Here is an 11793-nt window from a genome sequence, read left to right as displayed (position 1 = left end):
AGGCGGCGTTAATGGAAGTTATGTTGAACTACCTTAAATTATAGTAAAATATTCCTATAGAAAGGGGGGAGTTCATTGAATAATCTAGAGGTAATGAAACAACGAAACCTGTTCATTATTAAGGCAACATGGTTGTTCTTCGCAATTGATATTCCTATCAATCTATTACAAGGCAATTTTGCAACAGTAAAAGTATTAATCGTTGTCGCTATTCCTGCTTTAGTCTTAATGACGTATTTAGTCAAGAAAAATACCTCAGCTAGACTCGTGATGGATTTAGATCTTATTTTGATTTTGGCGGTCTTATTTATTTTAAATATAAAAGCGGCCAATGTTGTCAATTTATTTTTTCTCATCCTCCCTCCGATCATTAGTGTCTTGTATCGCAATTGGAAGTATATCTTCATTACGACGATGATTAGTGCTGCCGCCTTTAGTTACTTTCTTCTTTTGCATGGAGCAAGCTACTTTACCGACTGGGAGGCGACTGATGTTATTTATTTTCTGTTGTTTTTCCTTTTATATGCCGTCTTGAATATTTATGAATCCAAATATTCCGAGAAGGCGGAAGCTCTAATTCAAAAACAGGAACAAATCTTGAAGGAAAGTGAAACAAAATATCGTTTAATTGCTGATAATATGTATGATTTCGTGACTGTTTTAGCTCCGGATGGCAAAATTCTCTATGCCTCTCCTTCGCATGAAAATGTCATGAAAATGAATCCTTCCGAACTGGAAGGGACCTATTCCCATGCTTATATTCACCCGGATGATCTTGACTCATTCCTAAGCAAATTTCATTCGATGATCGAAACAGGAACAAACCTGAAGGCAGATATCCGCTGGAAAGTGGGCGCTGAATGGATCTTTCTTGCCATGAGGGGCAAGCCGGTTGTCGAAAAAAATGGGAAGATTCAAAAGGTCGTAATGGTTTCTCGTAATATTACCGAGCGTATCAAAATGGAACAAAAGATCAAACAAACGTCTGCAAGACTTGAAGCATTAATTTCCCATCTTCCCTATGGGATTTTAGCATTAGATAAAAACAATCAAGTGCTTTTAGTCAATCAAAAGTTAAGGGAGATCTTCACAAATTCGTCTTTTTCCCAAGAAATTATTGGAATAAAACCTATTGAAGGATCGGCGCAGGGAAAAAATATTTTCCTCGAAGGAGATCTTTATGAAAAAAGAAACCGGGAAATTCTCGAACATTGTGAAACAGTTTTGGATGAGGAGTGGAAATTGAAGGACGGACGAATCATTAGCCGTGATGCCATTCCTATCTTTGTTAACGATCAGCTTGACGGTTTCCTCTGGCAGTTTAAGGATATAACCAAACAAAAGAAACTCGAAAAACACCTACAAGAGGCATCACTAATGGATGGGTTAACGAAGATCCACAATCGCCGCTACTTCGATGAAACGCTTATACGGGAATGGCGCCGCTGTGCCAGAACATCGCAGCCTCTTACGTTAATCATGCTCGATATTGATGATTTTAAAAAATATAATGATACATATGGTCATTTACAAGGAGATGCAAGTATCATTCTTGTAGCTCAAACAGTTCAAGAAACACTTAAGCGGCCGGCTGATGTTGCCTGCCGTTACGGCGGCGAGGAATTTGCGGTCATTTTACCGGAGACCCATCAAGAAGGCGGGATGAAGATAGCGGAAAAAATTCGTTCGGCCATTGAAAGGCTGGAGATTCCACATGCAACTTCTTCTGTTAGTACGGTTTTGACTTGCAGTCTTGGCGTGGCAACCATTATTCCAATCCCTTCGATTGATTTCAAAGAACTTATCGGGATGGCCGATAAGGCGCTTTATGTATCCAAAACAAAAGGGAAAAATTGCGTCAACGCCTTCAAGTAATTTAGTTTTTGCTATTTAAGAATAAACATCAATAATTGAGGGAACTTTTCTACCCGGGCTTCCGTATATCTGGTTATAAAGCTGATTCTCTAGACTTATATTTTAATATGTTTTGAAAATTTGATGGAAAAGTAGAGGTAATGGTCAATGAAGGAGGGGCTTATCATTCATACAAATGCCTGCTACCAACGGGCAGAGCAGCAGGCGGCAAAATATTTTCAGTCATTAAAAACGCTGGTCTCACAAAAGACCTATATCTCTACCTTAACAAAAGACTTCCATGTGTGGAAACAAAGTCATATCCGCCATTCTTTGTTTTCACTGGGAAAGCAAAAAGCGGATTCCCGCGGTTACGACTATTATCTTCGCTGGCTCGATTATCGAGGTAAACTGGATTCATATCTCGACCGAAGCATCTCCTATATTTATATGCGGGATTTGGGAAAAGCTCTGGATTCACCCGATACCCAGGCCGAGATCCGGCAGGCAGTGAACCGGTTAAAAATATATTTGAGGGGACATGACGACAAAGCGAAAGATTTCAGCATGGTTGGGCTATACCGCTGGGCCCAGAAGGAAGGGATTGAATCCACTTTTATCTGGCTGGCGGAAAAATTAAAGAGGGTATCTGCCCATATTCCGCAAGGCTTGGATGCCGTTCAGGCCCAGCGAAAATTGATCAAAATTATTGCCGGGGTAAGCATGCATGCACTTGATGAGATGGGGGATCGTCTGTCGTCTGAACAACGGGCGAAGAAACTGGACGAAGCAATCAGATTAGGCTATGCCTATGGACTGACCTACCCGTTTATTGACGATCTTTTGGACTCGTCAGTTTTATCGGCATCTGAAAAAAAGCAATATTCCAATTTGATCCGTACCACCCTTGTTACCGGTGTCGTACCAAAATGGGGCCATTGGTCTGGAAAAAACACCACACTGATGCGCTATATTCATTCCGAGCTTCGCGAAGCATTTGACTATCTGAAAGCCCATCATCGGGGAGTGGCGGGAAACCAATTTTTCGAGCAGGCTTATGTGTTTTTTCAATCGCAGGAAACAGATCGGGTAAAGGAACTTGATCATGCTAATTACTCCAATGAAGATATCTATATCCCGGTTATCTTAAAATCTGCCTCTTCAAGATTAATTGTCCGCTCTATTGTTGGCGCTTCAGAAGATGAGGGATTTGACAAGCGAACATTTTTTTACGGTATCTACAACCAGCTGGCCGATGATTTTGCCGATCTATTTGATGACCTGAAGTCCGGGGCGGTGACTCCATACACCTACTATTGGAAGTATCATCGGACACGTCCTGATTTGTTAAACCCGTTCGAATTATATTGGGCGGTCATTGCGCATCTAATTCACCATGTCTACCATTCTGACCCCAAAGCCTGTGAAGTGATCCTAGATCGGGCGATTAACGGTTTAAAGCGCTATAAAGTGCGAATGGGAACGAAGCAGTACAATGAGGTGATGGCGTTATTTGACTTTGGCGAGCCGAAGTTCACACAGCTCATCCAGCAGCTCGTACACAAGGCGGATGATGTTGATTTCTTCGACAAACTGCTTCGCGATCATATCATTTCGATTTTAAAAAATCAGCAGCAAGAACGGGAAGATTTTTTTCATACGGTCGATATGGTCCGTACGCAAATCAATAACAGTCTGGCAATTGCCGAGGGCGATTCCTTGCCGCAGGACATCATAACCACGGCAGCCAATTACAGTCTGGAAGGCAACGGAAAGCGATTACGGCCAATCATCACGTGGTTTATGGCGGTTAAAGAATATCGCTTAAATAATGCAGCGATTGTTCCGCTATTGCGATCATTAGAATATATGCACACGGCCTCGCTGATTTTTGATGATCTGCCATCACAGGATAATGCGCAGACCCGCAGGGGACGGGCAACCCTGCATAAGAAATATAACACGGCGGTAGCCGAATTGACCGGCCTTTTTCTCACGCAAAAGGCTGTAACGGAACAGGCATCTCTTGATGCGTTCGATTCAAAAAACGTGCTGCGGCTGATTCAATATTCTTCGCAGACGACAGCAGAATTGTGCAAAGGACAGGCAATGGATTTACAGACAAAAGGGAAACCGTTAACCCGGGAACAACTGACTTTAATGAGCTTTTATAAAACAGGCTTAGCCTTTGAAGCGTCGTTGCTGATGCCAGCGATTCTTGCGGGGGCTGATGAGGCTGAAATTATCGTTTTGAAAAAATTTGCCCGCCATGCCGGCATTGCCTTTCAGATTAAGGATGACCTGCTGGATGTCGAGGGGGACGTGAAGTTACTCGGAAAACCGGTTGGTCAGGATGCCGAAAATAACCATTCGACCTTTGTGTCTGTTCTCGGCCTGGACGGTGCGAAACAAGAAATGTGGGAGCATTATTGCCTTGCGATTGAAGCGCTAAAGGAAATACCGCGGAATCTTACATTCTTGAAGCATTTATTGAATTATATTGTGAACCGAGAGCAATAGGGCATCAAATATTGTCGAAAGGAAATTTTCATGTATAGAAAAAATGGGTATAGATAATATTTTTGGTGAGATACTTTTATTAGTCTTTTTGATGAAGTGTCACGGTGAAGAGCACTTCATTGGACTTTGGAAATTACTTTGAATATAATTATCTTGATTTAAAGATAATTAGCGAATGAAAGGATGAGTGTTTATGACGAAAGTAGCGATTTTGGTTGGCAGTTTACGGAAAGAATCTTTTTCAAAAAAGATTGCTGTTAATGTTGCCGGAATGTTCCCAGAAGGATATGAAACAGAATTTGTCGATATCGGTGACTTACCTTTATATAATCAAGATTATGACGATGAAGGCAATGTACCGGAAGCGTATACCACCTTTCGCAACACGATGAAGGAAATGGACGCGGTTTTATTTGTTACTCCGGAATATAACCGTACTATACCAGCAACAATCAAAAATGCCCTGGATGTTGGTTCACGTCCATATGGTGCAAGTGTTTGGGACGGCAAACCCGCGGCAATTATCAGTCAATCTCCAGGCAATATAGGCGGCTTTGGGGCAAACCACCATTTACGTCAGCCGCTAGTATTCTTAAATATGCCGATTCTTCAGCAGCCTGAAGCCTACATATCAAATTCTGCGGAATTATTGGATGAAAATGGAAAAATCAACAATGAAGGAACTGTTCAATTCTTACAATCATTTGTCAATGCATTTGTTGATTTGATTAAAAAAGTTAAAGCATAGGGTTTAACTAAAGCGGTTGGAGTAATAGCAGAAGTTATTCTGTTATTTACTCCAACCTATTTTTTTAAAAAATTTAACAATTGAACGTACCTTGTGTAATGCGCTATAATTTGACCATCCATAACAGACTGCACCCATCCCGGCCAGTAACATGGCCGATTCGTGCTTTTCATAAGGATGTGGCAAAATGAAATCAGCAATACAATTCAATGATGTTTATTATCGGATTGACAATCTTCCCATTTTAAAACAGATTACCGGTTCATTTTACGAGGGGGAAATCACGACTTTAGTTGGTCCATCCGGCGCTGGAAAAACGACCTTGCTTAAATTATGCAATCGGCTGTTGTCGCCACAGTCTGGGGATATTTATATAAACGGGAAGGATATTCGTGATTGGGATCCGATCGAATTGCGAAGAAATGTGGGAATGGCGCTTCAAAGTGCCCCGATGATTGATGGCAGTGTGGAACAAAATTTAGCATTGCCATTGGAACTGCAAGGAAAACATTTATCAGAACACCAAGCGAAAGACTTATTAAAGGATGTTGGCCTATCGGCAGAGCTTTTACAGCGAAACAGTAAGGAATTATCAGGCGGGCAGCGCCAAAAGGTGTCAATTGCCCGTACGCTGGTGAACCGACCGCAAATTTTATTGCTGGACGAAATTACCTCGTCGTTGGATCAAGTTTCGCAAAAAGAGATTGAAGAGTTAATCATAAAAATCAACCGGAAATTCGGTGTGACGATTGTCTGGATTACCCATAACTTGCAGCAGGCGGTCGATGTAGGAACCTATACATGGGTGATGATGGCAGGGGAAATCATCGAAGCGGGCAAGAGCGATTTGTTAAGATCGCCAAGCAATGACCGGGTGAAACAGTTTGTAAAGGGGGAATGGGGATGAGTCTGACCGCATTATCCATTTCCCTCATTTTTGTGCTGATTCCGTTTATCTTATCAAAAACCTTCAACCTTGGGCTGGAAAAAGATACGATTATTGCTGTCGTCCGTTCGATTATTCAGCTGTTTGTTGTCGGCTATGTCCTTAAATTTGTTTTTGAATCGGAAAGTATTGTTTATATCTTGTTGATGGTGGGCGTGATGATTGCTGCTGCCACTCAGAATGCCCGGAAAAAAGGTGCGGCGATTAAAGGAATTACCTGGAAAATTGCTGTGACATTAATTTTTATTGAAGTGCTTACACAAGCTATTTTACTGGGATTTCAGATTACCCCGCACACCGCTCAATACATCATTCCAATCAGCGGAATGGTTGTTGGAAATGGGATGGTCCTGGCCATACTGTTTCTCAATCGGTTTATCGCTGAAACAGCGGCCCATCAAGATCAAACAGAGCTTATTCTATCGCTTGGGGGAACACCAAAACAGGCCATTCACCGGCAGTTGATTGCCGCCATCAAAGCAAGTATGATTCCAACCATCGAAAGCCAAAAAACGATTGGACTCGTCCAGCTCCCGGGAATGATGAGCGGGCAAATTATCGCCGGAGCCAGTCCGATCCAAGCGGTTCAATTTCAACTGCTTGTGCTCTTTTTGCTATTAACTGCTGCGGCGGTCACAAGTATTATGCTGGGGTTCCTGTCCTATCCAACATTATTTAATAAACAAATGCAGCTAATGAGAAGGTAAAATTCAGTTTTGACTTAGAGCGATTGCTCTAAGTTTTGTGCTTTAGAGGGCAGATAGCGGCATCCAATTTGCCCTCAAAAATAATTTTTCAGCTTTACAGGATAGATAGTAGTGTGCAGTAAGCCCTTCTGCTTTCCAGCTGGTCAATTTGCCCTTAAAAATATCAAATATTGGTGGAATATTAAAAATAATCATATAATTACTGATAAGAGGTGGGGAGTATTGGAAAAACTATATCGTTTATTGGATGAAGGCTTCGAGGAAATGGTTGAAATCAGGCGACACCTTCATCAGTATCCGGAATTATCTTTTGAGGAAGTGGAAACACCGAAACTGATTGCCGACTATCATGAAAAATTAGGACATGAAGTGCGGACGGGAAAGCTCCTACCCGCATCACCATCCAAAATTTGATATCGACGAAAGGGCAATGTTAACTGCGGCACAAGTACTCGGCACCGCCACACTGGAATACATGAAAAGAAACGAGAAAACAGGATTTGTATTTCTACCTTGACAAGAACCTTCATAATCAGTAACATAAAACATTATAAATAACATTGAATTAGAAAAAATATAGCTTTGCTTTAGCATACAGTTAATAAATTGAAAAATTGATTGGATGAAAAAGTAAACCCTATATTTACTTAAAAGGTAGACTTATTAAAAGACCAATACTGGCCAGTTAATAGTAAACCGACATTTTTCAGAGATTAATGGTTTTAATGGAACCATGATTCTCTGTAAATGTCGGTTTTTTTATTTTTTCTAGACTTGGATGGAAAAGAAAGGAAAGTGCAAAGTGGTGCAAATAAATATGGTTTCTATTTTCGAAGCTTCGGCGAATCCTGTGGCTTTGCTTTATCGGGGGAGGCTGAATGTTAGCTTTACTAGCGATCGCATTTTTACTCATTCTGGCGGTTTCCTTGCTGAGTGCACTATTTCTGCTGCACCCTAAAGTTCCGTTACTCTTTTGTTCAAATTCATGTCGGTATGGTGACGCTATTACCGATCATCGCGCTGGTGGCCCTTGTGATGAACGATAGGGTAGTTAACCTTGGACCTTTCCGTTTTGATTCCTTGTCATGGCTGGTGGCCATGTTTGTCTTAACAATTGGCTTAATCGTTCAGCGTTTCTCCATTCGTTACATATTTGGGGATCGATCCTATCGAAAATACTTTGCCTTATTAACCTTTACTGTCACTTTTGATGTACTTGCATGGCTGAGTGATGATCTTCGCCTTCTTTTACTTTGCTGGGGAGCAACACTCCTGGGGCTGACACTTTTAATCTATTTGAAACAAGAATGGCAGATTGCCAGAAACGCAGCTTTATTAGCCGGGCGGATGCTGGCTATTAGCTGGCTTGGCTTATTTGTCGCCATTTTATGGATAGCTCAAGAAACAGGTCACTGGCAGCTGTCGCTGATTGTTAATCAAGCTAGCCTTGCTCAAATCAGTTCGTGGGAAACAACTTGTATTGACCTGCTGCTAATTGTCTCTGTCGTTATTCCTGCGGCACAATGGCCGTTTCAGCGCTGGCTGTTAGACTCGGTCGTTGCCCCGACTCCGATTTCCGCGGTGATGCACGCCGGTATCGTAAATGCCGGCGGGATGATTATGGCCCGTTTCGCACCGCTTTTTAGCGGAAATATTACTCAGATCATTTTACTCTTGATAGCAACTATTTCGGTGCTGATCGGCACGGGAATCATGCTCGTCCAGGTTGATTATAAGCGGCAGCTTGTTGGCTCGACGATTGCTCAGATGGGCTTTATGCTGATCCAATGTGCCTTAGGTGCTTATATAGCGGCGATGATTCATGCCGTGTTGCATGGCATATTCAAATCCACGCTTTTTTTACAAGCCGGTTCGGCAATTCATCACAACCATCAGACAGAACCCGGACGTCAGGCTATTTTGCCGACAATCTTAGGAGGAATAATCGCTCTTTTAACAGTTATTGGTTTTTGGCAAAAAGCACCTGGAGATGGGTATCAATGGATCAGTGCACTCATTTTAGGATCATCTGTGTTATTGGCTTGGAAGCAGCTGATTGCCTTTAGTAAAGGGTTGATTGGCCGCGTAGCGGGATTATTCCTGTTTACGGGAGCCGCTGTAATGTACAGCTTTGCCCATCGCGCTTTTGCTCGAATATTAGGTGATACTGTTAAGTCTGGAATCCAGCCACCGACACCAGCAGTTATTTTGGTTGTTTTTGTTTTATTAGCCGGAAGTGCGATCGCTATGTTGGCAGCCCGGCATCGATCTTCCACCGCTTTAGTCGTCATTTACTTGTGGCTGGTACGATTGGGGGAGCCGAAGGAAAAGTTGGTTGAAAGCCATCCGAAGTATCTAACACAATCATTTTCACAAGGAGGTCATTTATCATGAATCCCGTGGCAACCTTAAGTGAAGCTTTCCATTTGAAGCAGGAATCGAATTATTTTGATTTGGATTTGAGTGATGCAGTGGCATCCGCGAGCAAGGTCATTGCACCGCTAGGTCCCCTAAATGCGTTTGCGGCCCGCCACCCTTGGCAAGGATTGGAGTACCAATCTTTTGACAAAACGGCCCGTTGGTTTAAAGAAACTTGTGATGTTGCGATCTACCCAAATAAGCATCTGCTTCTCTCTGCATCGGAACAGGGCGAGATTGATGAAAATTTGCTAGAAGATGTGCTCAAAAAATGGCTTGATGCACAGTCACTGGAACTATCACGCGATACAGCGGAGCGCTTTTGCCGGAAAGCATTAAGGCTGGATATACCGCCAGTTTCCCAACAAACGGACCTTCCTGAGTTATCAATTATGGCGAAAAAACTGAACCGGTTTACGTATCAATTTAGCGAAGCACAGGCAGTAAAAACGTATAGTCAGCGTCTGGAACAGCTCGGAAAAATAAATCTGGCACAGGAACTTAATCGCCATATGATCAAGTGGTGTAAACTGTATTTAGATGAATCACAGGCTGTGTGGTCACTGCCAAACCGTAAAAATGGATTTTATCAAGTTTGGAGGAACCTTATCGGGCACGACCCGGCCCTCAAGGCGGCAATTCGGAAACAACTGAAAAATTTACCAGATCAGTCCGAACCGGCTTTAAAGATAGCGTTATTGAATCTGGGGATTCCTTTTTCCGAGGTACAGAGCTACCTGGAAGCACATTTACTGGCGTTGCCGGGTTGGGCGGGAATGATGCTTTGGCGGTCGCAGCAAAGTCCGAAAGAGTCATCGCTGTTAACGGAATATTTGGCTGTTAGAATCTCACTGGAGCAAGCGGTGGTTAAACCTTATTTGCCACTAAAAATGAAAGAAGAACATGTACCTTTAGAACCGTTGCTTGCCGCGTGGTACCATTGGGGCGACATGCCGATCGACCAGTGGTCACAGCTGTCAGCGCCGGAAATAAAAGCGCGATTGACGCTTGCCTATCGGTTTGATGAAATTCTTCGCAATCAACTCTGGCTCGAAGCATGGGAAAAAACATACGAAGCACATTTAATGAAGCGGGTCACAGCCAGCCGGCAAACGACTGTAACCAAAGAAAAGCCTGCCCTTGCACAATTTGTATTTTGTATTGATGTTCGATCCGAGCCTTTTCGCCGTAAACTGGAAAAGGCAGGTCCATTTGAGACGTTTGGTACGGCCGGCTTTTTTGGATTACCGATAGAAACTTGCGAGCTGGGCAGTCAGCATTCCCATCCCTCCTTGCCGGTCATGTTCAAACCGCAATATAAAGTAAGGGAATCAGCATCAGAATCGGAATTCTCTCGGTATCAACAACGCAACAGTGCAGTTCATTCACTGGGCCGTACCTTTAAGACGTTAAAGCATAACCTGTTAACCAGTTTGGTGCTGCCGGAACTAAGCGGGCCCTGGCTAAGTCTGCAAACACTTGGCCGTACATTCGTGCCACGGCAGGCCGGTCAAAGTTTTCGCAGAATTCGCCAAGCCTGGCTCCGAAAACCAGCGACTAAGCTGACACTTGACAATACCCCCAACATGGAAACGGAACTTCCGGTTGGTTTTTCTCTGGACGAGAAAATTCGTTATGCACGGCAGGCGCTTAAGATGATGGGGCTTACGGAAAATTTTGTTCCCTTAGTGGTCATTTGCGGTCATGGCAGTCATAGTACGAACAATCCATATGCTGCTTCGCTCGACTGTGGTGCCTGCGGCGGGGCCTCGAGCGGCTTCAATGCTCGGGTATTGGCGGCTTTATGCAATCTTCCGGAAGTAAGGGAAGCCCTTGCAGCAGAAGGGATCAACATTCCATGTGAGACAATTTTTACAGCGGCAGAGCATATTACCACAGTTGATGAATTAAGATGGCTTTATGTTCCAGCCCTCTCATCCGCGGCGCAAATGGCTTTTGCGCGTATCCAGGCGGCACTACCAAAGGTGAGTGATGCCTCTTGTGCCGAGCGGATCGTGAAACTGCCAGGTTTGCGGGTGAATGGTAAAAATCCTAAACTTGAAGCAGAGCGCTTGGCTGAGGATTGGAGTGAAATCCGTCCGGAATGGGGACTTGCGCGCAATGCCGCTTTTGTTATTGGTTCGCGGGAGCTTACGAAGGAGTGCGATCTCGAGGGGAGAGTTTTTCTGCATAATTACCATTGGCAAAAAGATCGATCTGGAACGCTTTTAGCCAATATTATTTCCGGGCCGGCGACAGTTGCCCAATGGATTAATTTGCAATATTATGCCTCTACTGTGGCACCTCATTATTATGGGAGCGGGAATAAAGCGACACAAACAGTGACCGCGGGTATCGGAGTGATGCAAGGGAATGCCAGTGATTTATTAGCAGGCCTTCCATGGCAATCGGTGATGCTATCGGATGAACAGTTCTATCATGCACCGCTCAGGCTGTTAATCGTAATAGAAGCACCAAGTGAATATATTGAACGGTTGTTACATCAGGACCATGAATTTCGCCAAAAGCTTCGAAATAGCTGGATTCGGCTTGCATCCATTGATCCGAAAGGAAGCTGGAAGAGCTGGTCTTAATTGAAA

6 protein-coding genes and 2 pseudogenes are annotated in these 11793 nt (G+C 43.4%); all 8 read left to right on the top strand.

Annotation, left to right across the window (positions count from 1 at the left end):
* The first annotated feature begins 75 nt into the window (after positions 1-75).
* The 8 genes and pseudogenes from RCG24_RS10935 to RCG24_RS10900 all read left to right on the top strand — a co-directional run bounded on the left by RCG24_RS10935 (position 76) and on the right by RCG24_RS10900 (position 11787).
* Positions 76-1875 (top strand): sensor domain-containing diguanylate cyclase, encoded by a 1800-nt coding sequence (locus tag RCG24_RS10935; RefSeq protein WP_308079069.1) that lies wholly within the window; start codon positions 76-78, stop codon positions 1873-1875.
* Positions 1876-2022: 147 nt separating this feature from the next.
* Positions 2023-4374 carry a polyprenyl synthetase family protein gene (locus tag RCG24_RS10930; RefSeq protein WP_202654824.1) on the top strand — a complete coding sequence of 784 codons (2352 nt, stop codon included), beginning with the start codon at positions 2023-2025 and terminating at the stop codon, positions 4372-4374.
* Positions 4375-4567: 193 nt separating this feature from the next.
* A complete protein-coding gene (locus RCG24_RS10925; RefSeq protein WP_202654825.1) occupies positions 4568-5122 on the top strand; it encodes an NADPH-dependent FMN reductase in 555 nt (184 codons plus the stop codon).
* Positions 5123-5309: 187 nt separating this feature from the next.
* Positions 5310-6029, top strand: coding sequence for an ABC transporter ATP-binding protein (locus tag RCG24_RS10920; RefSeq protein WP_202654826.1), 720 nt, complete (start codon positions 5310-5312; stop codon positions 6027-6029).
* Positions 6026-6775: an ABC transporter permease gene (gene fetB / locus RCG24_RS10915; protein WP_202654827.1), complete on the top strand. Its 750-nt coding sequence runs from the start codon at positions 6026-6028 to the stop codon at positions 6773-6775. The genes RCG24_RS10920 and fetB overlap by 4 nt, the downstream gene beginning before the upstream one ends.
* A 222-nt stretch (positions 6776-6997) precedes the next feature.
* Positions 6998-7156 (top strand): annotated as a pseudogene (locus tag RCG24_RS10910) (amidohydrolase); the annotation flags it as partial.
* Between the two features lie 497 nt (positions 7157-7653).
* Positions 7654-9169: pseudogene (locus RCG24_RS10905) on the top strand (NADH dehydrogenase subunit 5).
* Positions 9166-11787, top strand: coding sequence for a DUF2309 domain-containing protein (locus RCG24_RS10900; protein WP_202654829.1), 2622 nt, complete (start codon positions 9166-9168; stop codon positions 11785-11787). Before RCG24_RS10905 ends, RCG24_RS10900 begins: the two are co-directional and overlap by 4 nt.
* Positions 11788-11793: the final 6 nt, after the last annotated feature.

This window comes from Neobacillus sp. OS1-32, assembly GCF_030915425.1.
Classification (GTDB): domain Bacteria; phylum Bacillota; class Bacilli; order Bacillales; family Cytobacillaceae; genus Neobacillus; species Neobacillus paridis.
Note: the sequence above shows the minus strand (reverse complement) of the source record. Positions and strands in the feature narration are given on the sequence as shown.